Genomic DNA, 23630 nt, shown 5'->3' with positions numbered 1-23630 from the left:
CTTCGCGGGCTTCTCGTTCCTGGGGGATCGGCCGACAGGCGTTGTCCGCCAGCCGATATGCCGTGGGGGCGGGGATCCCGTGCGGTCTCCCTGCCCATCGGATGAGTACGTGCCTACCCGCCTGCCTCTGGCCCGAAATGCGGGCACGAAGCAGGCGCGCGACAGAGCGCACACCCGATAAATACTATCCGCCGGCCACCCCCCGGTCAAATGAGGTGAGGGCCGCAGGGGCCTTGTCCGCGCACGGCGAAACGGCCCCTCCGGCGAATCCGGCCGGGGATGCGGCCACTTTGCGATTCCGTAACGCCGTAGCGGCCTGACGGGGCCCCGGTGGGCCGCGTCAGTCGTCATTTCGGCGTCGGGGGACTGGCTATCGTGCTGACCGTGCGCCTCAAACTGACCCTGGTCCGCAGCTCTGGGAGCAGCGACGACATCGTGGTCACCGCCGACGCCTCCACAGCGATCTCCGAGGTCGCGGAGACGCTCGCCCGGGTCGATCCTCGCCCTGCCGGCCCCGTCGCGTCGCCCGATTCGCTGACCGTGCGTGCGCTCCTCCCCGGCCAGGCGCGCGCGGTGGTCCTACCGCCGGATGCGCCCGTGGGCGAGGCATGGATCGGCGACGGCGCCACGGTCGCGCTGACCGACGCTCTCCGCGAGCGCTGGCCTGCCTATCGCCACGGTCTGCCGGTGGTGGCGACCCTGCGCGTGCTGAGCGGCCCGCAGGCCGGGAGCGAATACGCCCTGCGTGCGGGAACGACGCTGCTGGGCCGCGAGGACTCCTGCGACATCGTCCTGCGGGATCCCCTGGTGTCCAAGCGCCATGTCCGCTTCCGGGCGGGCGACGGCGTCGAGGTCGTCGACCTCGGGTCGGCGAACGGCGTTGTGGTGGACGGCGGTCTCGTCAGCCGATTCACCGTGCGCCACTCGGAGACGCTGCTGCTGGGCGACACGGAGGTCTCCATGGAGGTCCACACCGCATCCGGGCTCAGGGCGACTGCGACAGCCGGTCCCGTGCTGTTCAACCGTTCGCCCCGCGTCGAGCGGAGGTATCCCGGTCAGGTCTTCCGGGCGCCCGAGGTCCCTGCAGAACCGGACGACCCGCCGTTCCCGCTCATCGCCATGATCACCCCGCTGCTCCTCGGCGGGGCGATGTTCGCACTCACCCGGCAGCCGTCGACGCTCCTCTTCATCCTGCTGTCCCCCGTCATGCTCATCGGGACCTACCTGAGTGGACGCACTCGGGGGAAGCGCAAGCTGAAGAAGCAGACCGCGATCTTCGAGGAGCGGCTCGCGGCTCTCTCCGCCCAGTTGGAACAGGAGCGCCGGGCGGAGGCGCAGTTGCGCCAGGCGGAGACGCCCACGACGACGGATGCGCTGGCCGCGGCGGTGCGCCGCGGCCCATTGCTCTGGACCCGGCGGCCGGAGCACCGCTCGTTCCTCACTCTTCAGCTCGGGCGCGGCAGGATGCCGTCGCGCAACAGCGTCGCGGTCGTCGACCGCGGCGGACTGATCGCGCAGTTCCAGGAGCGCTTGGATGCGGTCATCGCCGCGAACGCGCGGGTGGACGACGTTCCCGTCCTCGCCGACCTCTACGAATCCGGCGCGCTCGGGATCGCCGGTGCTGCCGACCGCATCGCGGATTCCGTCAACTCGATACTCGTCCAGCTCACGGCGCTGCACTCCCCCGCCGAACTCGCGGTGGCGGCCCTGGTGTCGCCCCGCTGGTCACGGGAACTCGACTGGCTCAAGTGGATGCCGCACACCTCCTCCCCGCACAGTCCGCTCGACGGCGGCCACCTCGCGGACAGCGCCTCCAGCGCTGAGGCCGTGCTGAGCGCACTCGAGAGTCTGGTGGAGGCGCGCATCGCCGCAACGAGGGACGGGCCGCGGCGCCGCGGCACGAAGGAGGAGCGGGACGCAGCACTGGAACGCGGTGCCGAGGTCGGCCGGTCGCAGAACACCGACGGCACGCTGTCCCCTGTCCCCGCGGCCGTCGTCGTCATCTCGGACGACGTCGCGGTCGACCGTGCGCGACTCGTGCAGTTCGCGGAGGCAGCGGCCGACGCGGGCGTCTTTCCCGTCTGGCTCTCGGACGACGTCGGCCGGCTCCCGGCCGTGTGCCGGACGTTCCTCCAGCACACGGACGAGCCGAACCGGGCTCGCGCGGGATTCGTGCGCAGCGGAGAGACGGTGGACGAGGTCGTCACCGAGGCCGTCAGCGCCGCGACCGCGCTCGACTACGCCAAGCGCATGTCACCGGTCATCGACGCCGGTGCGCCGGTCGCCGACGCGTCCGACCTTCCCCGAGCGACCTCTCTTGTCACGCTCCTCGGGCACGAGATCGCCGCATCGTCGGCTGCCGTGGTGGACCGCTGGCGACAGAACGCCTCCATCCACGACCGCACCGTCGGTGCCGCGCCCGGACGGCGACGGCCCGGGACGCTGCGCGCCACCATCGGCTCCGCCGGCGTCGACACCATGCACCTCGATCTGCGCACTCAGGGCCCGCACGCGCTCGTCGGCGGCACCACCGGCGCCGGCAAGAGCGAGTTCCTGCAATCGTGGGTGCTCGCGATGGCCGCCGAGTACAGCCCGGACCGGGTCACCTTCCTCTTCGTGGACTACAAGGGCGGCTCCGCCTTCGCCGACTGCGTCAGCCTTCCGCACTGCGTGGGGCTCGTCACCGATCTGAGCCCGCACCTGGTTCGCCGGGCGCTGACCAGCCTCCGAGCCGAGCTGCGCCACCGGGAGCACCTGCTCAACCGGAAGAAGGCCAAGGATCTGATCGAGCTCGAGAAGCGCGGCGACCCCGACAGTCCCCCTGCGCTCGTGCTCGTCATCGACGAGTTCGCTGCCTTGGTCAACGAGGTGCCCGAATTCGTGGACGGTGTGGTCGACATCGCACAACGCGGACGCTCGCTCGGCATCCACCTCATCATGGCGACGCAGCGACCGGCCGGTGTCATCACGGACAACCTCCGCGCCAACACCAACCTCCGGATCGCGCTGCGCATGGCCGACGAGTCGGACAGCCAGGATGTGGTCGGCGTGGCCGACGCCGCCCACATCGATCCCGGCATCCCCGGCCGCGGCCTGGCGAGGACAGGTCCCGGCCGGCTCGTACGGTTTCAGTCCGCATACGCGGGCGGGTGGACGCCGCGGGAGCAGGAGCCGGAGGCGGCGACCGTCGACGTGGCCGAGTTGCGGTTCGGCGGCGAGGCGCGCTGGGAAGAGGAGCGTCCCGTCGAGGAGCCGGAGCGGGACCTCGGGCCGACGGACCAGCAGCGGATGATCGCCTCGATCGTGCGCGCACGGGCGGAAGCGCAGCTCCCGCCACCCCGTCGTCCCTGGCTCGACGAACTCGCCGCGGCCTACGATCTACGGCTGCTGCGGCAGCGAACAGACGCCGAGCTGCTGCTCGGAATTGCGGACATCCCCGACCGGCAGGAGCAGCGGCCCGTCTCTTTCCAGCCGGACGTCGACGGCAACATCGTCGTCTACGGCACCGGCGGCTCAGGGAAATCGACCGTGCTGCGGACACTCGCGTCGGCTGCGGGGATCTCGCGGCGCGGCGGACCCGTGCACGTCTACGGGCTGGACTTCGGCGCCGGCAGCCTTCTCATGCTCGAGAAGCTGCCGCATGTCGGGTCGGTCATCGGCGGCGACGACCCGGAGCGCATCATCCGGCTGTTTCGGGCGCTGAAGCAGACGCTCGACGACCGGGGACCGCGCTTCGCAGCGGCGAACGCCTCGAACATCACCGAGTACCGTGCGCGCACCGGGCAGCAGGACGAGCCGCGCATCCTGCTGCTCGTCGACGGCTTCGCCCGCTTCCGCGAGGACTTCGAGATCACGGCCGGCCGGTCGGAGTGGTACGACGTGTTCCGGAACCTCCTCGCCGACGGCCGACGTCTCGGGATGCACGTCGCGCTGACGGGCGACCGCCCCGGTGCCGTCCCGACCGCGATCACTTCGCTGGTGCAACGCCGCGTGGTGCTGCGGCTCGCCGACGACGGCTACGGGCTGCTCGACGTGCCCGGTGACATCCTTTCCCCTGCTTCGCCGCCGGGGCGCGCCATCGTGGACGGGCACGAGACCCAGATCGCCGTGCTCGGAGGCTCGGCCGCCGCAGCGGACGAGTCGGAGGCGGTGAGACGGCTCGCGGAGGCGATGGAGCGCGCGGGGGTCCGGTCCGCGCCCGTCGTCGGATCGCTGCCGAAGAAGCTCATGCCGACCTCTCTCCCCGACGAGATCGGCGGCCTTCCGGTGCTCGGCATCGGCGACCTCGACCTCGGTCCGCTCGGGTTCGAGCCGTCCGGCACCCTGCTGGTCGCCGGGCCGCCGGCGAGCGGGCGCACCACGGCGCTGGCGGCGCTCGCGAACGCGGTGGCCCGATCCGATGCCGATACCCGTCTGTATTACGTCGGGAACGCTCGGTCGGCGCTGGCGGCGTCGAGCGTGTGGACCGACCGCGCGCTCACAGCTGCGGAGGCAGCGGACCTGGCGAAGGAACTCGCGGTCGCCCTCGCCGATCCCGACACCGCGGGGCGCGTCGCGGTGTTCGTCGAGAGCATCGCCGACTTCCTCCAGACGTCGGCGGAGTCCCCTCTCGTGGAACTGGTGCGGGCGGCCCGCCGCAGCGAACACCTGCTGGTCGCGGAGGCGGAGACCAGCGCATGGGGCAGCTCGTGGCCGCTGCTCGGCGAGGTGAAGAACGGCCGGCGCGGGCTGCTCCTGCAACCGGATTGGATCGAGGGCGACGTGCTGTTGAAGACGCCGCTGCCCCGGTCGAACCGATCCGAGTTTCCCCCGGGACGCGGGGTGTTCATCCAGAAGGGCGGCTTCGCGCGGGTGCAACTGCCGCTGGTGGATGCGCCCCTCCCCGCCCGCGTGCGGGTCTGAGCGGGCTTACTCCTCGTCGCGCTCCCACGGCCAGCGGGGGCGGCCGCGCTGGCGGAACCGGCCGACGAGGACGAGCTGGTACAGCAGGGTGACGAGGAACGCGAGGATGCCCGCGGTGATAGCGGGCCAGCGGAGAAGCTGCGCCAGCGCGAACAGAAGGTAGTGCAGGGGGTCGCGCGGGTCGCCGAAGGCACCGGCGATGCCGCCCGCGGCGATGAAGACCGCGTAACAGGCGACGCCGACGCCGAGGGCCGCGCCCGGCGACAGCTTCTGCCGCTCGCCGGGCACGCGCGTCCCGAGCACGATGAGGAGGACGAGGAGCATGAGCGTCGCTGCTATGACCATCGTCGGGCCCACGAGGGGACCGACGGCGGGATCGGTCACGACGTCCGTCTCGGCGGCGAGCGAGATCAGCCCGAAGGCGGCGATCAGCAGCGCGGCGTACAGCCCCGCCGCGAAGAACGCGACGACGGTGGCGTAGGCCCGCTCGTCACGCATGCGTCACCCGGGTCAGTATCCCTGCTGCGTGTACGCCGCGGCGGCCTGATTCTGGGCGTCGGCGACCTGCTGCTCGTAGTCCGCCTGCGCTTCGGCATTGCGTGCCTTCAGCTTGCGGCCGCGCGCGGCCAGCCAGGCGCCGGTCCAGATGGACACCTCGCGAGCGATGACACCCGCGAGCACGGCGAACGGGTTCACCCAGGCGCTGCGGATCAGGATCGCGAACTCGTCGGGCGTGCGCCGCCAGTACTGCGCGTCGATGAGGCCCGCGCCGATGTAGACGAAGTACACGAAGATCGCGACGAACAGGCCGCCCAGGATGTAGGCCCACCAGCGCGCCCGGTTCAGGATCTGGATGAGCACGACCATCCCGATGAAGAACGCCAGGATCGGCGCCCAGCCCCGCAGGCCGAACGCGACGCCGCCCGTGAAGAACTCGCGCAGCGCGGGCAGGAACTCGTCGCTCGGCGTCAGCAGCGAGCCGACGATGAGGACCGCTGCCGCCCACAGAATGGCGAAGGCGATCGTCCCGACGAGGGCGATCAGGATGCCGACGCCACGGTTGCTCTTCTTCTTGGGCGGCTCGGGGCGCTGGAGGTAGATGGGCGCGACCGGCTGCGGGCCCGCTACCGGGACGGCTGCTGGGGCGGCGGCGGTTGCGGTCGCCGCAGTCGCTGCGGCGGTCGCCTCGCCCGTGTGCGCGGCGGAGGCGCCGGCGGTCGCGTCCGTCTGGCGCAGGTTGGCGGCTTCCGCCGCGACGATGACCGGAGTGGCCGCCTCGACGGGCGAAGCGGTGTCGACGGTCGCGTCTCCCCCGGCCGTCGCGCCCGGCTGGGCGCTGTTGCGCGCCACGGCGGCGGCGACGTCGTCCTCGCTCGAAACGACGGGCTCGGGCTCGGAGATGGCGGCGGGACGCTGCGGCTCCGCCGGCTCGGCGGGAACGGCGGCAGGTGCCTGCTCCTCCTCCGCCGGGCTGTTGATGTGGCCGCGGGCGGAGACGGGGTTCGACGGCGGCGCCACGACCTGCGAGTCGGTGTCCGTGGGCTCGGCGGCGGCCGATGCTGCCGGAGCGGTCGCGGGCGCCTGCTCGGCAGCCACCTGCTCGGCGTCCGCTCGCTCAGCGTCCGGCCCCGGCTCGTAGGTCGCGCGCTTCGGCGCGTCCGGCGTGTCGCTCATCGTGGCTCCTCCATCGGCCCGGCGGGCCCGTCGGGTGCCACTGTAGCAACGGGGGTGCCGGAGGGCCGGGAGGCGGGACCGGGGCGGCCGCTACTTGGAAGCCTCCGCCGTCGTTCCCGACGATGTCGTCCCCGCCGCCGACGCCGCCTGCGCCTGGGAGGAGGTCAGCGAGTAGATGTACCCGGCGATTTTGCCGTCGAGCGATCCCGGTGCCGCGTTGGTCCCCGTCGTCGGTGCGGTGCTGAGCGCAGTGACCAAGAACAAGCGCGGACCGGTCTGCAGGCCGTGCACGAAGTTCAGGATGTCGGCGTACTGACCTCGAACAGTGATCGTCACCGGTTGGGCGGCGAAGTTCTGCGATGTGATCAGGGCGTTCGCAACCGGGGGGACACCGGCCGGCGCGGCCGTCGGCGCCGGGGCCGGTGTAACGGCCGGCGTGGGCGAAGGGCTCGGCGACGACGAGGAGGTCGCCCCGGAGGCCGGAGGCGCCGCGACGGGGGTCACCGGCTTGTAGGCCACAGCATCCGCGAATGCCTGATCGACGCAGATGACGTTGCTGCTGGTGTACAAGGCATTCAGCTGATCGGTGAACGACGGGATGCTGGAGCCGTCGGGCACCGAGGCCGCCAGCTGGGCGAGCTTCGCCTTGAGCGCAGGCAGGTCGGCCGATTCCTTCTTCAGCTGCGCGAGCACCTGAACGTTGCGGGCGTTCGTGTCGTCCACGGCCGCCTTCTGCGTCGCGGCGTCTGCGATGGCAGCGAGCTGCGGCTGGATGCCCACCACCCAGCCGCCTGCCACGACCAGGGCCATGACGAGGATGCTGCCGATCATCCAGAGCCTGTTCTTGTCCACGGTCACTTCCCCTTCGGGTCGAACCGCTTGTCGAACGCGGCTTCGTTGATGTGCATGGTGATGGTGACGGTGTAGAGCTTCGTGGTGTCATCGAGCGAAACGGAACCCGGTGTCGCGTCGGAGAACCCGGGCAATGTCGCGAGCGACGTCAGCCACGCGGGGACCACCGGGAGCACGGGACTCGTCGCCTCGAACGTCAGCGTCGCGACCCGGGCGCCCTGGAGCGGCGCGGTCGGCTGCTCGTACGTCGCGAGCGGCGTCGCGGAGTCGACGGTGACCGAGGTCATGGCGGCATCCGAGGGGAGCGTCGCCTGGACCTTCTCGAGGTAGTCCTTCCAGTCGATCTCGGTTGAAGCACCCACCTGCTGCGCAGCCTGCGTCAGTGCGACCTGGTCCTGGAACTTTCTGACGTCGACGAATTTGTGCTGCTCGGCGAGCAACTCCCCTGTCTGCGCCTGGGCCGATGCCAGCTCGAGCTGCGCCTGCAGCCCGAGCACCGCCGTCCCTCCGATCGCCGCAATGGTGACAGCCACCACGCCGAGCACCCCCCACACCAACGACCGCCGGACCGCCTTGGCCTTTCGACCGGCGAGGACCTCCGGCGGAATGAGCGAGACCCGCGGATCGAATCCGACCGCGAGCGACGGAGCCGGCCCCGCGGTCTGCTCCCGTTTCGGCGCCGATTCCGGCGCCGCCTTCTTCTTGCCGTTCATGCTGCCCGTCCCATCGTGAGCCCGAGCGCGACGGCGAGGCTCGACCGCTTCACCCGGAGTTCATCCGCGTTCAGAGCGCGCGACAGACCGAACCCGAGGAATGGATCCCCCGTCACCACCTGCAGTCGTGTCATCTCGGCCAGCGCCTCCGGCAGTCCGGGCAGCGCTGCACCGCCACCCGTGAGGACGACACCGTCGATCCGCGCTTCCGCTCGCGTGTTCATGAAGTAGTTGATCGTGTTGCGCAGACTCGTGAGGAGCTCGTTGGCGCTCTGGTAGATGATCTCGACGGCGCGCTGCTCCTCCGGGCTCGATACCTGGGCGGCGAGCCCGAGGGATCGCTTGAGGCCCTCCGCCTCGTGTGGTGCGATCTCCAGGCCGCCGCGCAGCGCCTCGGTCAGATCGGCGCCCCCGGTGGGGATGATGCGGACGAACTGGGGGACGCCGTCCGTGGAGATCACGACCGTCGTCGTGTTGCTCCCGATCTGGACGAGCGCGATGCTCCCTGTGAGCCCGCGACGAGTGACCAGCACACGATTGAGCGCGAACGGGATGAGGTCGACATCCACCGGCGTGAGACCCGCCAGTTCGGCGGCTCGCACGTTGGCGAGCACCGCCTCTTTGACGGCCGCCACGAGGAGTCCGTGCACCACGGGCCCGCTCTCGGATTCACCCTGCGACACCGGATAGAAGTCGAGGAGAGCCTCCGCCACGGGCACAGGCAGCATGTCCTGCACATGGAAGGGCAACGACTCCTTGATCCGCTCGAGCGACATCGAGGGGACGGACAGATCGCGGGCGAGCACCCGCTGGTTCCCCATCCCCAGCATCACGTTCTTGGTCTTGAAGCCGCCTGCGCTCCACAGCTGCCGGAGCGCTGCGGCGACAGTGTTCGGCTCCAGCACCTCCCCCCGGCTGACGGCTCCGTCCGGCAGGGGCACCTCCGCGTGCCGGAGCAGCGTCGGCTTCGCCTTAGCCCCGTCCGCCACCTCGACAGCGCGGACGACACCGTTGCCGATGTCGACTCCTACGATGCTCTTCGCCATGATTCCTCCATCTCCCGGCCGTCAGCCGAGACCGATCACTGCCAGATATCCGGCCCACAGCGGGCCGCCGACCAGGATTCCGATCCACGCTCCCGCGAGCATCCAGGGCCCGAACGGGATCCCGGCGGTACGCGTCACCCTTCGCGCGACGACGAGCACCAGGCCGAAGAGGCCGCCGAGCACGAACGCGGCGAAGGCGCCGATCGCCAGTTGCGCCCAACCGAGCGACCCGAGATACAGGCCGATCACGCCGGCGAGCTTCACATCGCCGTATCCCATACCGCCCGGACGCACGAGAGCGAGCACCAGATAGAACGTGAAGAGAGCCACCGCGCCCACCGCTGCCGAGACCAGGTGAGCGACGTCTCCGCGGAGCGCGAGCGCGCCGCCGAGAAGGACGGTCCCGACCGCGTATGACGGCAGGACGACGGCATTCGGAAGAGTGCGTGTGTCCAGATCGATCAGGGCGAGGGTCACGCTGATCGCCGCAAGATAGAGAAAGGCGAGCAGCATCAGCACTGCCGCGCTGACCGCCAGCGCCGATGCGGCCGCGAGGACCGGCGGCACGAAGACGAGGGCCACGATGACGAAGAGAACCCCGGTGAGTCCCTCGACCATCGGGTAGCGCGAGCTGATCGGCTCGCGGCAGTCGCGACAGCGCCCTCTCAGCAGCAGCCACGAGAGCACCGGGATGTTGTCGTACGAACGGATCGCCGATCCGCAATCGGGGCATGCGCTCGGCGGCGCTACGACCGAGCCGCCGGCGGGGAGCCTGTAGACGACGACGTTGAGGAAGGAGCCGACGGCGAGACCCACTACGCCGCCGAGCGCGACGAGCAACCACAGCAGCGCGGCATCCGGTGCGGCGATCATCCCGCGCTCCCGTCGGGCTTGAACGCCTTGGGGACTTCCACCAGAGTGCTCACACCGTAGGTCGTGGACACCGGCGAGAGGAACTTGGGTGGCGCCGTGTACTTGAAACGCGGATCGTAGTTGTAGTTCTTGATGTAGCCGTTGCCCGCCGCCGTGCCGACCGTTCCGCGGTATTCCTGGGCGATGGCGCCGTAGATGTTGAGGTTCCCGCGTGCCGGGCCGATGTCGTAGTTCTGGACCATGAAGGTGTGGCCGACTGAGAGGATGGCGGCGTAGATGGTGCGGTCGCTGCCGAGCAGTGGTGTCGACGAGTCCTTGAACGGGTTCCACACCCACACGGCGTTGTTGCCGACGAGTCCGAGCATGTCCTTCGTGTTGTCCTGGTACGTGAGATCGCCGGTGATGTAGACGTAGTTCTGCGCGGCGACCGTCACCTGCCCGTGCACCGTGCCCTGGACGAACACGTCCCCGTTCCGGCAGCCGTAGTGCGCCGGGTTGGCCGTCGGGACCACCTCGTTGGCCATCGGATAGGCAGACCCGCCGAAGGTCCAGCCGTTGCCCGAGGAGTTGCACGTGAAGCCCGTGGGCCACGTATTCTGCGCGGTGTAGTTCTTGTCGTTCGAACCGGGCACGTTCTGCACGTAGACGAGGTTCTGGGGAATGACGTCGATGGTGGCGCCCCCAGCCGAACCCAGCTGATTGAGACCGGTTCCGGCGACACCGCACATGGCGACGGTCCCGTCGCCGCCGGTCGCCGGATCGCCGACGACCTGGGTGAGCTTCGTGAAAGGCGACTTCACGTTCATCTTGCCGTCTCCGGTGAAGGTGATGACCGTCGGGCCGGTGTACAGGCAGCCGGGTCGCTTCACCGAGTCGGGCAGGTCTGTCCGCGTCTCCGTCTTCATCTGCAGATTCGTCTGCGGCATCCCGATCGAGGAGTCGGGGGTCGGCACGCCCTGCTTGAACGTCGGATCAGCGCATCCCGACGCTTTTTTGAAGTACGGCGACTTCGTGTTCGCCGTCGTCACGCGACCGTTGAAGGTCGAGCCGCAGATGAGCAACGTGTCGTTGGAGTGCAGCGGCCCATTGATGACGTCGTTCGGGCCGAACTGGATCTCCGTGCAGTTACTGTCATGCGTGTTGCTCGAGTAGAACCAGGCGTAGTTCGGCTTGCCGCTCGAGGTAGCACAGCTGGCCTTCGACTGCGCCGGATCCTTCACCTCGAAGTCGGTGAAGTAGAGGAAGTCGATGAATCCCGTCTGCTTGACGTTCACGACGATCGAGCGGACCTCGGAGCCGACCATCCCCGTCGACCGCAACCGCACCACACCGGTAGTGGCGTACTGCGAATTGTCGACTTCGTACCTGAAGTACGCGCGGGACGGTTGAGCCGCGTCTCCGGGCACCTGCGCCCAGCTTCCGCCCTTGTCGAGTCCGAACGCCGGGTTCGTCGTCGGCGGCAGCGCGCCCGTCCCGCCGGCGCCGAAGGTCGAATTCGGATTGCGATACTGCACGTACGTCGTGTCGTTGGCCAGCCTCGCCTGGTAGTCCTCGAGGCCGGCGTAAGCGGCGGCCATCGCGGCGTTCCAGTCGTCGTCGGTTCGCGATTTCGTCGCACCGCTGCTGGCGAAGGCGGCAGCCGTCGCGACCAGCATCACGAGCACGGTGCCGAAGATCACGACAGTGAGGAGCGCCATCCCATCCGAGCGACCCTCGCGGATGGCGCGGAACCAGCGCCCAGTGGTGGTCATCATGAGATCGTCCTGTTCAGGCCGAGATTCGGAAGGCCCACCGTGTTCTGCAACGTGACCTGGTGGTCGGCGACGCCGAGACGGGAAAGCACAGTGACGGTGAGCTGTACGGACGCGATGGACGCCAGAGTCGTCTTGACGTTGGCCACACCACCGCCCGTGCCGGCGCCGGTCGGTATCGGGGTGTTGGTCACATCGAGGTAGGTGAACGTCCACGACGAACCGGTCGTCTTGGGTGCGATGACGTCGGCGAGGATGCGCGTGCGCTGGGGGGCCGTCGTCTCAGCCGGAAAAGACCAATAGCCGTTGCCGAGGCTCGTCGCCGGCCAGGTGTCCTCCAGCAGCTGCCGGGTCGCGCTATCGATCCTCAGTCGGACCTGGATCGGCTGCTGCGTCGTTCCCGTCAGATTGACGAACGCGTAGAACAGCACGGACTCATTGCGCGCATACACGAACGCGGGGTCGTTGGGAGGCGGTGCGCCGAAGCCGGTGCTCGACACGGGATTGTCCGTTCCAGCGCGGAGCATCCTCGCCATCTCGTTCATCGCGTTGGAGGCCGAGCGTGTGTTCTGGTTGGTGTTCTGGGCGTTGTCCATGGCGCGGGTGGTGCTCACGTACAGATTCGCGATCAGCGTGATGACGATGCCGAACACGAACATCGCGACCAGCCACTCGATGAGGCTGATACCGGACTGATCCGAGCTCAGGCGACGGACGACGGAACGGAACGGCATCACTGCACCGCCCGGGGATCCAGGGTGACCGTGCCGGTTCCGGTCGGCCCCACCGTGATGCCGGTGACGCCCGCCGGAGCGGAGATCCAGTTGGCGGGGGCGACGGTCGTGGGCGTGGATGTCGTGCCATAGGTGATCTTCCAGGCGCCGTAGGGCAGCTGGATGGTCACCTTGCTGTTCGCCGACTTGCCCAGAATGGCGCTGGCACCGAAGTCGAGGGTCTGCGTGAGGCCCGTGCCGAAGCACCCCGGGTCGCCGGCCACCCAGGAGGCGACGTTCGTGGCGCGGAGGAACAGGTTCGCGGTGGTTCCCGGGACGTTCGTGACCGTCACGCTCTTGACGGGCAGCGTCCCGATGCTCGCCGAGCCCCCGGGCCCGAACGACGCCGTCGGCGCAGCAACCGGGACGAGGTTCTTGCCCCCACCTGCCGGCGAGACACCCCAGTCCGCCGGGTTCGGTGACAGGCATCCGGAACTGGAATCGGTCTTGGGCGAGTAGGCGCCGGCGACGACGTTGTACTCGGTCGACGGGAACAGATTGGCCGCGGTCGGCGAATTCGCCGTCGTTTTGAACACGCCGTACGTGCTGAGCACACTGACGGCCAGGTTGCTGGGCTTCTGGGTGCCACCGGAAGGGTACGCCCAGTTCGCGGTTCCGTACTGGTCGTAGGTGAACCCCGCGGAGGCGCTCTGCCCGGCCTTCACGGTCACGGTCGCCGACGGCGTGGCGTTCTGGTTGGGGTCGAGGTAGTTCGTCTTCGAGACACTCACCGTGTATGTCCCCGGCGGGACCTTCAGCACGTAGCTGCAGCCCATCGAATCGGTGGCGGACGGTACGGAGCCCGGGTCGGGTGAGACCGAGACAGCGGCTCCGGCCACGGGGGTCCCGCCGGAGTTCCGCGTGGAGACGAGGATCGTCCCCAGGGAGTCCACACTGATCTTGGTGGACGGGGCGATGACTGTGTCGGCTACGACGGCCTGACCGATCATCTTCGGCCAGGTGACGGCGATGTGGATGCGCTTGTACAGCATCGAACTCGGCGCTGACGCGTTGCAATTGACGTCGCTACCGCTGTTGTAGACCAGGCTCACGGAGCGGGTGATGCTGTAGGTGAGGCCGGTACTGCTCGGCACCTGCACGAGCTTGGGGCTACCGGCGGGGGTGGACTGCAGAGCGAAGAAATCGGCGGCCGAGCGGTCGAGGTCGACTTCTTGGGCCGCGAGGTTGGTGGCGACGGCACGGGCACGCGAGTCGCCGGTGAGGGTGAACGCTGAAAGCAGGGAGTATGCAACGCCGACGGAGATGATGGCGAAGATCATCATGGCGACCAGCACCTCGATCAGGCTGACGCCAGACTCCGAGGTGCGGAGTCGCTGCAGAAGAGCTTTCATTGTTCACCTCCCCTGAGTCGGGTGTTGGGATGGTGGGGCGGAGCGGTAGAAGCGGTCGCCTGCTTCAGAGCGAAGGGGCGCCGCGTGCGCGGCGCCCCTTCGCGAGGAATCGATTTACGGGCACGCGTCCTTGGCGACGGGGCCGTTGCTCGTGACGTGGAAGATGTGCGTGGTGTCGCGGCTTCCCGTGATGCAGAAGTCCGACCCCGAGCCCGTCGGCGGCGTCGTCAGCGTCAGCGTGACTCCGTCGGTCGTCGAGTAGCCGTACTTGCCCAGTGCGGCAGTCGTGAGCGCCGGCGCTGCCCCGTTGGGGTTGTCGGTGTAGTAGCCGACGATTGCCGTCTTGGCGTTGGTGAGGTCCGACTTGATCGCCGAGTCCTTTGCGTTGTCCTGGATGCCCAGGTACACCGGGATGGCGATCGCGGCCAGGATGCCGATGATGATCACCACGACGAGGAGCTCGATCAGGGTGAAGCCCTTTTCGTCCTGCTCCAACAGGCCCTTGCGGCGGGCGTTCAGCTTGCCCATGAGGCGGAAGTACATTGCGGTTCCAATCGGTCGGGATATGCGGGACGCCGATCGGTGCGAGTTTCCGTCCGGCTGTTTGGATGGTATTTCTCTTAAAATTCCCTGCAGAATCCCACAAAAGGGGGCAATTCGCGTGATATTGCGCCCCAGTTGTGGGGATTCCCCGAACGAGTGACAAATCGCATGTGAACGCTCACTTCACGAGACTGGAGATCTGGAAGATCGGCATGTACAGGGCGATCACCATGCCGCCGATCACAACTCCCAGGAACGCGATCATGAGCGGCTCGATCATGGCCGTGAGCTGTTCGGTGGCGGCAGCCACCTCCTGGTCGTAGAAGTCGGCGATCTTGTTCAGCATGGTCTCCAGCGACCCGGAGTCCTCGCCCACGGCGATCATCTGCACCACCATCGAGGGGAACACCGGCTGCTCGGTCAGCGGGCCCGCGATCGACTCCCCCTGGCGGACCGACTCCGCCACGTTGGTCAGAGCGTTCTCGATCACCCAGTTCCCGCTCGTCTCGCCGACGATCTTCAGGGCCTGCAGGATCGGGACTCCGGCGCCGATCATGTTCGCGAAGTTACGGCTGAAGCGGGCGACGGCGATCTTCTTCATCAGCGATCCGAACACGGGAAGCCTCAGCTTGATCGGATCCACTCGTCTCCGGACGGTCTCCGTGTTCTTATTGCGGGACCACCAGATTCCACCGACGACCGCCGCCACCACCAGAACCGGGGCGACCCAGACCATCTGGTGAGAGATCTCGACGAGCACCATCGTGGGCAGGGGGAGCTGGCCGCCCAGACCCTTGAACATGTTCTCGAAGACCGGGACGATGAACAGCAGCATGCCGATGACCGCTACCAGGGACATCACCAGCACGATGACCGGATAGGTGAGCGCCGACTTGATAGTGCCGCGGAGCTTCACCTCTTTCTCGAAGTTGTCTGCAATCGATTCCAGCGAGGAATCGAGGAAGCCGCCGGTCTCGCCCGCCCTGATCATGTTCACCATGAGCGGCGGGAACACGTCCCCGTACTTCTTCATCGCATCCGAGATGGCGATTCCGGACTCCACGTCGTCGCAGACGTGGCGCATGATGTCCGCGAGCTTCTTGTTCTCGGTCTGCTCCGCGATGATGTTCAGCGTCCGGAGGATCGAGAGGCCGGAGCCGATCATCGTCGCCATCTGGCGGCTCATGATGGCCAGATCCTTGAGCTTGACGCCGGAGCCGAACCCGAGATTGATCTCCCGGTTCAGACCCGTCCCCTCGGGCGCCTCTTCGATGGAGATCGGAGACAGCCCCATCGTCCGCAGCCGGGCCGCAACGGCGGACTCCCCCGGAGCGTCGACGCGGCCCTTCACGACCTTCCCGTCCGCGTTCCTGCCGCGGTAGACGAAGGTGGCTGCGCCGGCCATCAGCGGACCTGACCCGAGAAGCTGTCGCCGAAGTCCGGCTCGCTGGCCGCGAATGCCTGCGCGGAGGTGTCGGTGTCCGCACGTTGAATCAGGCGGGTGATGCTCTCCAGGTCGTGCGCTTTCTCGAGAGCCGCCGTCCGGGTGATGACGCCCGAGTCGACGAGGTCGGCGAGATGCTGGTCCATGGTGTGCATGCCGTCTCCGGCGCCTGCCTGCATGGAGGAGGCGATCTGATAAGTCTTGCCCTCGCGAATGAGGTTCGCGATGGCCGGCGTCATCATGAGCACCTCGGTGGCGACCACCCGGCCCTTGCCCGATGCGCGCTTGACGAGGGTCTGACACACCACGCCCTGTAACGTGCCGGCGAGCTGTGCGCGCACCTGCCCCTGCTGGTGCGGCGGGAAGACGTCGATGACGCGGTCGATCGTCTGCGGGGCGTCCTGCGTGTGCAGGGTCGCGAAGACGAGGTGGCCGGTCTCGGCGGCAGTGAGCGCGACGGAGATCGTCTCGAGATCGCGGAGCTCACCGATCAGGATGACGTCCGGGTCCTGGCGGAGGACGTGTTTGAGCGCGTTGTTGAAGCTGTGGGTGTCGTGTCCCACCTCGCGCTGGTTCACGATCGATCGCTTGTGCGTGTGCATGAACTCGATCGGATCCTCGACCGTGACGATGTGGTCGGCCCGGGAAGAGTTGACAAGATCGATGAGGGCGGCGAGCGTCGTGGACTTGCCGGAACCTGTCGGACCGGTGACCAGGACGAGTCCGCGCGGGAGGGACGCGAACCGTCCGATCGACTCGGGCACGCCGAGTTCGCGCAGCTGCTTGATCTCTGTCGGGATGAGACGGAAAGCCGCCCCGACCGAACCTCGCTGCTGGTAGAGGTTGACGCGGAAACGGGAGTTCGCCGAAATGGTGAACGCGAAGTCCAGTTCCAGCTCGCGCTTGAACGTCTCGCGCTGTCGTTCGGTCAAAAGGCTCATCAGCGCGGACATGGTGCGCTCGGTGCCCCAGGGCGCGCTCGGGCCGGCGGGGGTCAGGGCGCCGTCGATGCGCACCATCGGAGGGGCACCGACGGTCACATGCAGGTCGGACGCCCGCTGCAGGACCACTTCTCGCAGTGCGGCCACGAGTTCCGGATCGGCAGCGTCGAGGGCCTCGCGCTCGGCGGGCGTGAGGACGCTGGTGTCCTCGGTGAAGGCCGGCTTTTCGCGACCGCCTGCTGCGCCGGGAGCCGCCGCCTCCTGCTGGAGCGCGGCCCTGCGTCCTGCGGGCACCAAGCGCGTGACGGCGGCAGTGTGGTCGTTCAGATCCCACACCGGAGCCGGAGCCGCGGCCGCAGGCTCGGCCGGTGGCTCGGCGTACGGGGGCGGGTTCAGCGGCTGGGTCTGGGCCGCCGCCGGCGTCTCCGAGGCCGGGGGCGTCCACGTCGGCGGCGCGCTCAGCGGCGCACCGGGATCCGGCGCCCATCCACCGGCCGTCGACCCCGGTCCGGTCACCGGGATCTCATAGACCGGCTTGGCTGTGGGCGCCGGAAAGCCGCCCCAGCTCTCGTCGTTCGTCATGTGCCCTCCTAGGCGACCACTCTCAGGATCTCTTCGATGGATGTCAGGCCGAGCTTGACCTTCTCCCAGCCGTCCTCGCGAAGCGTGAGCATGCCCTGCGCGCGTGCGGCGCGGCCGATCTCGGCGCTCGACGCACGCTCGACGGCGAGACGCTCGATGTCCTCCGTCACCGCCATCACCTCATGAACGGCGATGCGGCCGCGGTAGCCGGTGTTGGAGCAGGCGGGACAGCCGATCGGGACGAACATGAGCGGCTGCGTCTCCTCGGGGATGGTGAACCGGAGCCGTCTCAGGTCGTCCGGCGAATAGACACCCGGCTGCTTGCAGCGGTCGCAGAGGCGGCGGGCAAGGCGCTGGGCGACGACGCAGTCGAGCGCAGAACCGACGAGGAACGGCTCGATATCCATCTCGGTCAGGCGGGTCACTGCGCTCGGAGCGTCGTTGGTGTGCAGAGTCGAGAGCACGAGGTGGCCGGTGAGCGACGCCTCGATGGCGATCTGCGCCGTCTCGTGGTCGCGGATCTCACCGAGGAGCACCACGTCCGGGTCGGAGCGGAGGATGCTGCGCAGCGCGCTCGCGAAGGTCAGGCCGGCCTTCGGGTTCACCTGCACCTGGTTGACCCCCGGCATCCGGTACTCCACCGGGTCCTCGACGGTGATCACGTTGATCTCGGGTCGCGCGACAGCGTTCAGCGTCGTATAGAGAGTGGTCGACTTGCCCGAACCGGTCGGTCCCGTGACCAGGATCATCCCGTACGGCTTCGAGTACGAGGCCCGGTAGGTCTCGAAGTTGCGGTCCAGCAGGTTGAGGTCGCCCAGCGTCATCCCGGTGTTGGTGTTGTCCAGGATGCGCATGACGACCTTCTCGCCCCACACGGTCGGCAGGGTGGCCACGCGGAGGTCGATCTGGCGGCCGCCGTGGACGACGGACATGCGGCCGTCCTGCGGCTTGCGCCGCTCGGCGATGTCGATGTCCGACATGATTTTCAGCCGCGAGATGACACCGTTCTGGATGCTCTTGGGGGCCGACTGCATGGCATGCAGCACGCCGTCGATGCGGTACCGGACGCGGACGTCGTGCTCGGCCGGTTCGATGTGGATGTCGGACGCGTGATCCTGGATGGCCTGACTTACCAGGAGGTTCACGAACCGGACGATCGGAGCGTCGTCGTCCGACGACTCCATCACCGACGTGTCCTCCGACGCCGCCGTCTCCTCCTCGAGGGTGGACGTCAGGTCGCTGAGCTCGTCGTCGGCGCGGATGTACCGGTCGATCGCGGTCCGCAGGTCCGCCTCCTCCGCCACTGCGGCGGCGACATTGAGTCGGGAGGCTGCGCGAACGTCGTCGATGGCGAAGACGTTTCCGGGGTCGGCCATCGCCAGCACGATCATGCCGTCGGCGGTGCCGATCGGCAGGACGGTGTGCCGCCGGCAGATCGCGCCGGGGATGAGGGCCACCGCCGTCCGGTCGACCGGGTAGTCGGCCAGTTCGACGAACGGGAGTCCGGCCTGGGTGGCGCGGGCGCGGGCCAGTTGCGTGGCGGTGATCGCGCCACGGGAGATGAGTTCGCGCACGACGGACTCGTCCGCCGCGGGCTCGGTCTCCACGCGGTCGAGGTATTCGATCGGGAGGTGGCCGTGGAGGATGAGGATCTCGGTCATGGACGCCACGGGGACCTCCTACGGATACGCGGCTGCCGACGGGTCGGGTGGACGGCAGGCCCCATCCGCTCAGGGGCGAGAATTCCCTGGTCGGCGGGGCGTAGTCACCCTATTGAGCGGCTGGAACGGAACGACAGTCCCGCGTGAGGGTGCCACACCCGTGGGGGGCACCCGCTCGCGGGGCGTGCATCCATCGTCGAACGGGGTCGCCGCACCGGCCAGAGTGCCGACGCGCGATAATGCCAGCCGCGGCAGACGCCCGGCCGGCGGGCCCTCAGCGCAGCTTGCCTCGACGGCTCGCCAGGTACACCAGGACGCCCGCCACTACCGCGCATCCCATCGTCGTCAGCCAGTACGGGAGCGTCGTCGCCGCGCGGCCGGAGGCCGCCTGCGCCACCCCCACGATGAAGCTGACGACCGCGACGACCAGCAGCACGGCGGCGAAGCCGACCATCGCACGGCCGGCGGTGTCGGTGTACTGGAGGAGCTGACGCCACATGCGTCCATCCTCCCAGACCCCGCCGGCGGCGGTATTCGTGCCGAATCGCGGCCCGAGAACGACGAAAGCCCCCGGCGCAGTGCGCCGGGGGCTCGTCGTACGGGTACCTGCTTAGTTGTAGGTGCCCGGGGTGTAGTCGTCAGAGCTGAAGCTGTCGAAATCGACGAAGCTCAGGTCGCTCTCGCTGAACGCGGAGTCGTCGGCGAAGATGCGGTTGGGGTACCGCTCTGCCTTGGCCTCCTCGGTCGCCTCGACGGAGACGTTACGGTAGCGCGCCAGGCCGGTACCGGCCGGGATGAGCTTACCGATGATGACGTTCTCCTTCAGGCCGATCAGCGGGTCGGACTTGCCCTCCATGGCCGCCTGCGTCAGGACGCGGGTGGTCTCCTGGAAGGACGCGGCCGACAGCCACGACTCGGTCGCCAGCGAAGCCTTGGTGATACCCATGACCTCCTGACGTGCGGAGGCCGTCTTCTTGCCCTCCTGGAGCGTGGCGCGGTTGATCTCGTTGTACTTCGACCGGTCGACCAGCTCGCCCGGCAGCAGGTCGGTGTCGCCGTGGTCGACGACGGTGACCTTGCGGAGCATCTGACGGACGATGACCTCGATGTGCTTGTCGTGGATCGGCACACCCTGCGAGCGGTAGACGCCCTGCACGCCGCCGACCAGGTGCTTCTGCACCTCGCGGACACCCTTGACGCGAAGGACTTCCTTCGGGTCGACGGTGCCGACGATCAGCTGCTGACCGAGCTCGACGCGCTGTCCGTCCTCCACCAGGAGGGTCGAACGACGCAGAACCGGGTACACGTGCGGCTCGTCACCGTTGTCCGGGGTCAGGATCACCTTGCGGGACTTGTCGGTCTCCTCGATGGTGATCCGTCCGGCGGCCTCGGCGATCGGGGACGCACCCTTGGGGGTACGAGCCTCGAACAGCTCCTGGACGCGCGGCAGACCCTGGGTGATGTCATCCGCGGAAGCGGAACCACCGGTGTGGAACGTACGCATGGTGAGCTGCGTTCCGGGCTCGCCGATCGACTGGGCGGCGATGATGCCGACCGCCTCGCCGATGTCCACCAGCTTGCCGGTCGCGAGCGAACGGCCGTAGCAGGCGGCGCAGACGCCGACCGCCGACTCACAGGTCAGCACGGAGCGGACCTTGATGTCGGTGACGCCGGCGGCGACCAGCTTGTCGATGAGCACGTCGCCCACGTCCTCGCCCGCCTTCGCGACCACGGAGCCGTCCGTGCCCACCGCATCCGCGGCCAGGGTACGAGCGAACACCGAGTTCTCGACGTTCGGGTCGCGGGTGAGGGTGCCGTCCGCACCGACCGTGGCGATCGGCAGGTCGAGACCCTTGGTCGTGCCGCAGTCGTCCTCACGGATGATGACATCCTGCGAGACGTCCACCAGACGACGGGTCAGGTAGCCCGAGTCCGCCGTACGGAGGGCCGTGTCGGCCAGACCCTTACGGGCACCGTGCGTCGCGATGAAGTACTCCGCCACCGACAGCCCCTCGCGGTACGAGGAGATGATCGGACGAGGGATGATCTCACCCTTCGGGTTGTTCACCAGACCACGCATACCGGCGATGTTGCGGACCTGCAGCCAGTTACCACGGGCACCGGACGTCACCATGCGGTTGATGGTGTTGTCCGCCGGGAAGTTGGCGCGCATGGCCTCGGCGACCTCGTTGGTCGCCTCGGTCCAGATCTTCACCAGCTCCTGGCGACGCTCGAGGTCGGTCGTCAGACCCTTCTCGAACTCGGAGGTGATCTTGGCGGCCTTCTTCTCGTAGCCGGCCACGATCTGCGCCTTGTTCGGCGGGGTCAGGATGTCGCTCAGCGACACCGTGACGCCCGAGCGGGTGCCCCAGTAGAAGCCGGCGTCCTTGATCCGGTCGAGCGCCGCAGCGACCTCCACCTTCGGGTACCGCTCCGCCAGCGCGTTCACGATCGACGAGATCGTGCCCTTGTCGGCGACATCCTCCACGTAGGGGTAGTCCGCCGGAAGCGTCTCGTTGAAGAGCGCGCGACCGAGGGTGGTCTCCACGATGGCGGTGATCGGCGTCGCACCCGTGTCGGCGGCATCCGACGGCACGTAGTTGTCGAGGCGGATCTTCACCTTGGCGTTGAGGTGCAGCGAACCCTGGTCCTTCGCGAGGATCGCCTCGGAGACCGAGGAGAACGCGCGACCCTCGCCCACAGCGCCCTCGCGGACGGTGGTGAGGTGGTGCAGACCGATGATCATGTCCTGCGAGGGCAGGGTGACCGGGCGGCCGTCGGACGGCTTCAGGATGTTGTTCGAGGCGAGCATCAGGATGCGGGCCTCGGCCTGGGCCTCCACCGACAGCGGCAGGTGCACCGCCATCTGGTCGCCGTCGAAGTCCGCGTTGAACGCGGCGCAGACGAGCGGGTGGAGCTGGATGGCCTTGCCCTCGACGAGCTGGGGCTCGAACGCCTGGATGCCCAGACGGTGCAGCGTAGGTGCACGGTTCAGCAGCACGGGGCGCTCGCGGATGATCTCCTCGAGCACGTCCCACACCTGCGGGCGCGAACGCTCCACCATCCGCTTCGCGGCCTTGATGTTCTGAGCGTGGCTCAGGTCGATCAGGCGCTTGATGACGAACGGCTTGAACAGCTCCAGCGCCATCTGCTTGGGCAGACCGCACTGGTGCAGCTTGAGCTGCGGACCCACGATGATGACCGAACGGCCCGAGTAGTCCACGCGCTTGCCGAGCAGGTTCTGGCGGAAACGACCCTGCTTGCCCTTCAGCATGTCGCTGAGGGACTTCAGGGCGCGGTTGCCGGTACCCGTCACGGGGCGACCACGGCGGCCGTTGTCGAACAGCGCGTCGACGGCCTCCTGCAGCATGCGCTTCTCGTTGTTCACGATGATCTCGGGGGCGCCGAGATCGAGCAGACGACGGAGACGGTTGTTGCGGTTGATCACGCGGCGGTACAGGTCGTTCAGGTCGCTGGTGGCGAAACGGCCACCATCGAGCTGGACCATCGGGCGAAGCTCCGGCGGGATGACCGGGACCACGTCGAGGACCATCGCGGCCGGCGAGTTGCCGGTCGCCAGGAACGACGACACCACGCGCAGGCGCTTGATCGCGCGGATCTTCTTCTGACCCTTGCCGTTGGCGATCTGGTCGCGCAGCAGCTCGGCCTCAGCGGCCAGGTCGAAGGCCTGCAGGCGACGCTTGATCGCCTCGGCGCCCATGTACGCCTCGAAGTACAGGCCGTACCGGTCGAGGAGCTCGTTGAAGTCCGCGTCCTCCGGCTTGAGGTCGCCGACCTTGAGGGTGCGGAAGGACTCCCACACGCGCTCCAGACGGGCGATGTCCTCGTCGAAGGACTTGCGGATCTGGCCCATCTCCTTCTCCGCCGTGTCCTTGACACGACGCTTCTGGTCGGCCTTGGCGCCCTCCTCCTCCAGTGCGGCGAGGTCGGTCTCGAGGCGCTGCAGACGCTCGGCGACGCGGGCGTCGCGCTGGTCGGACAGCGTCTTGATCTCGAGGCGCAGCTCGTTCTCGAGGCCGGGGAGGTCGGCGTGACGGCCGTCCTCATCCACCTCGATCACCATGTACGCGGCGAAGTAGATGACCTTCTCGAGGTCCTTCGGCGCCATGTCGAGCAGGTAGCCGAGACGGCTGGGCACACCCTTGAAGTACCAGATGTGCGTGACCGGGGCGGCCAGCTCGATGTGGCCCATGCGCTCACGACGGACGGAGGACTTGGTGACCTCCACGCCGCAGCGCTCGCAGACGATGCCCTTGAACCGGACGCGCTTGTACTTGCCGCACGAGCACTCCCAGTCGCGGGACGGTCCGAAGATCTGCTCGCCGAACAGCCCATCCTTCTCGGGCTTCAGGGTCCGGTAGTTGATGGTCTCCGGCTTCTTGACCTCGCCGTAGCTCCAGCGACGGATGTCGTCAGCGGTGGCCAGGCCGATACGCAGCTCGTCAAAAGTTGTTGACTCGAGCAATGTTCCTACTCTCTACAGAAAAGATTCGTCAGTTGGT

Annotated in this window: 16 protein-coding genes; 1 reads left to right on the top strand and 15 read right to left on the bottom strand. The window is 68.2% G+C overall.

The window, feature by feature from the left end; translation table 11 throughout:
- Window positions 1-384 precede the first annotated feature (384 nt).
- Window positions 385-4902, top strand: a complete 4518-nt coding sequence (locus QRN40_RS11250; protein WP_285115725.1) for a type VII secretion EssC family protein — start codon at window positions 385-387, stop codon at window positions 4900-4902.
- A gap of 6 nt (window positions 4903-4908) precedes the next feature.
- Here QRN40_RS11250 and QRN40_RS11245 read toward each other — a convergent pair whose 3' ends face one another.
- The 15 genes from QRN40_RS11245 to rpoC form a co-directional block, all read right to left on the bottom strand.
- Window positions 4909-5400 (bottom strand): DUF6121 family protein, encoded by a 492-nt coding sequence (locus QRN40_RS11245; protein WP_285115724.1) that lies wholly within the window; start codon window positions 5398-5400, stop codon window positions 4909-4911.
- A gap of 12 nt (window positions 5401-5412) precedes the next feature.
- Entirely contained in the window at window positions 5413-6576 is a 1164-nt protein-coding gene (locus tag QRN40_RS11240) for a cation:proton antiporter (RefSeq protein WP_285115723.1), read from the bottom strand.
- Window positions 6577-6666: 90 nt separating this feature from the next.
- Window positions 6667-7428 carry a hypothetical protein gene (locus tag QRN40_RS11235; RefSeq protein WP_285115722.1) on the bottom strand — a complete coding sequence of 254 codons (762 nt, stop codon included), beginning with the start codon at window positions 7426-7428 and terminating at the stop codon, window positions 6667-6669.
- A 2-nt stretch (window positions 7429-7430) separates the two neighbouring features.
- Window positions 7431-8141: a hypothetical protein gene (locus QRN40_RS11230; RefSeq protein WP_285115721.1), complete on the bottom strand. Its 711-nt coding sequence runs from the start codon at window positions 8139-8141 to the stop codon at window positions 7431-7433.
- Window positions 8138-9187 (bottom strand): type IV pilus assembly protein PilM, encoded by a 1050-nt coding sequence (gene pilM / locus QRN40_RS11225; RefSeq protein WP_285115720.1) that lies wholly within the window; start codon window positions 9185-9187, stop codon window positions 8138-8140. Before pilM ends, QRN40_RS11230 begins: the two co-directional genes overlap by 4 nt.
- Window positions 9188-9208: 21 nt before the next feature.
- Window positions 9209-10060: a prepilin peptidase gene (locus QRN40_RS11220; protein WP_285115719.1), complete on the bottom strand. Its 852-nt coding sequence runs from the start codon at window positions 10058-10060 to the stop codon at window positions 9209-9211.
- Window positions 10057-11814: a hypothetical protein gene (locus QRN40_RS11215; RefSeq protein ID WP_285115718.1), complete on the bottom strand. Its 1758-nt coding sequence runs from the start codon at window positions 11812-11814 to the stop codon at window positions 10057-10059. The genes QRN40_RS11220 and QRN40_RS11215 overlap by 4 nt, the downstream gene beginning before the upstream one ends.
- The gene (locus tag QRN40_RS11210; RefSeq protein ID WP_285115717.1) at window positions 11811-12545 is read right to left on the bottom strand and encodes a type IV pilus modification PilV family protein; all 735 of its coding nucleotides are present in this window, start codon (window positions 12543-12545) and stop codon (window positions 11811-11813) included. The genes QRN40_RS11215 and QRN40_RS11210 overlap by 4 nt, the downstream gene beginning before the upstream one ends.
- The gene (locus tag QRN40_RS11205; protein WP_285115716.1) at window positions 12545-13936 is read right to left on the bottom strand and encodes a prepilin-type N-terminal cleavage/methylation domain-containing protein; all 1392 of its coding nucleotides are present in this window, start codon (window positions 13934-13936) and stop codon (window positions 12545-12547) included. The genes QRN40_RS11210 and QRN40_RS11205 overlap by 1 nt, the downstream gene beginning before the upstream one ends.
- A gap of 114 nt (window positions 13937-14050) precedes the next feature.
- Window positions 14051-14479, bottom strand: coding sequence for a type II secretion system protein (locus QRN40_RS11200; RefSeq protein ID WP_285115715.1), 429 nt, complete (start codon window positions 14477-14479; stop codon window positions 14051-14053).
- A 178-nt stretch (window positions 14480-14657) separates the two neighbouring features.
- A complete protein-coding gene (locus QRN40_RS11195; RefSeq protein ID WP_285115714.1) occupies window positions 14658-15884 on the bottom strand; it encodes a type II secretion system F family protein in 1227 nt (408 codons plus the stop codon).
- A complete protein-coding gene (locus QRN40_RS11190; protein ID WP_285115713.1) occupies window positions 15884-17446 on the bottom strand; it encodes a type IV pilus twitching motility protein PilT in 1563 nt (520 codons plus the stop codon). Before QRN40_RS11190 ends, QRN40_RS11195 begins: the two co-directional genes overlap by 1 nt.
- Before the next feature lie 8 nt (window positions 17447-17454).
- Window positions 17455-19116: a GspE/PulE family protein gene (locus QRN40_RS11185; protein ID WP_285115712.1), complete on the bottom strand. Its 1662-nt coding sequence runs from the start codon at window positions 19114-19116 to the stop codon at window positions 17455-17457.
- 265 nt (window positions 19117-19381) lie between these two features.
- Window positions 19382-19606: a hypothetical protein gene (locus tag QRN40_RS11180; protein ID WP_285115711.1), complete on the bottom strand. Its 225-nt coding sequence runs from the start codon at window positions 19604-19606 to the stop codon at window positions 19382-19384.
- 111 nt (window positions 19607-19717) lie between these two features.
- A complete protein-coding gene (rpoC, locus tag QRN40_RS11175) occupies window positions 19718-23593 on the bottom strand; it encodes a DNA-directed RNA polymerase subunit beta' (protein WP_285115710.1) in 3876 nt (1291 codons plus the stop codon).
- Window positions 23594-23630: the final 37 nt, after the last annotated feature.

Source organism: Leifsonia sp. fls2-241-R2A-40a (assembly GCF_030209575.1).
In the GTDB taxonomy this organism is placed as follows: Bacteria; Actinomycetota; Actinomycetes; order Actinomycetales; family Microbacteriaceae; genus Leifsonia.
The sequence above is the reverse complement of the archived record's forward strand: the minus strand, read 5'-3'. Positions and strand labels throughout refer to the sequence as shown.

Bases quoted from the DNA above. Each gene is read 5' to 3' on its own strand.
- QRN40_RS11245 (WP_285115724.1), bottom strand. From the start codon at position 5,400: ATGCGTGACGAGCGGGCCTACGCCACCGTCGTCGCGTTCTTCGCGGCG.
- QRN40_RS11240 (WP_285115723.1), bottom strand. From the start codon at position 6,576: ATGAGCGACACGCCGGACGCGCCGAAGCGCGCGACCTACGAGCCGGGG.
- QRN40_RS11230 (WP_285115721.1), bottom strand. From the start codon at position 8,141: ATGAACGGCAAGAAGAAGGCGGCGCCGGAATCGGCGCCGAAACGGGAG.
- pilM (WP_285115720.1), bottom strand. From the start codon at position 9,187: ATGGCGAAGAGCATCGTAGGAGTCGACATCGGCAACGGTGTCGTCCGC.
- QRN40_RS11220 (WP_285115719.1), bottom strand. From the start codon at position 10,060: ATGATCGCCGCACCGGATGCCGCGCTGCTGTGGTTGCTCGTCGCGCTC.
- QRN40_RS11215 (WP_285115718.1), bottom strand. From the start codon at position 11,814: ATGATGACCACCACTGGGCGCTGGTTCCGCGCCATCCGCGAGGGTCGC.
- QRN40_RS11210 (WP_285115717.1), bottom strand. From the start codon at position 12,545: ATGCCGTTCCGTTCCGTCGTCCGTCGCCTGAGCTCGGATCAGTCCGGT.
- QRN40_RS11205 (WP_285115716.1), bottom strand. From the start codon at position 13,936: ATGAAAGCTCTTCTGCAGCGACTCCGCACCTCGGAGTCTGGCGTCAGC.
- QRN40_RS11200 (WP_285115715.1), bottom strand. From the start codon at position 14,479: ATGTACTTCCGCCTCATGGGCAAGCTGAACGCCCGCCGCAAGGGCCTG.
- QRN40_RS11195 (WP_285115714.1), bottom strand. From the start codon at position 15,884: ATGGCCGGCGCAGCCACCTTCGTCTACCGCGGCAGGAACGCGGACGGG.
- QRN40_RS11190 (WP_285115713.1), bottom strand. From the start codon at position 17,446: ATGACGAACGACGAGAGCTGGGGCGGCTTTCCGGCGCCCACAGCCAAG.
- QRN40_RS11180 (WP_285115711.1), bottom strand. From the start codon at position 19,606: ATGTGGCGTCAGCTCCTCCAGTACACCGACACCGCCGGCCGTGCGATG.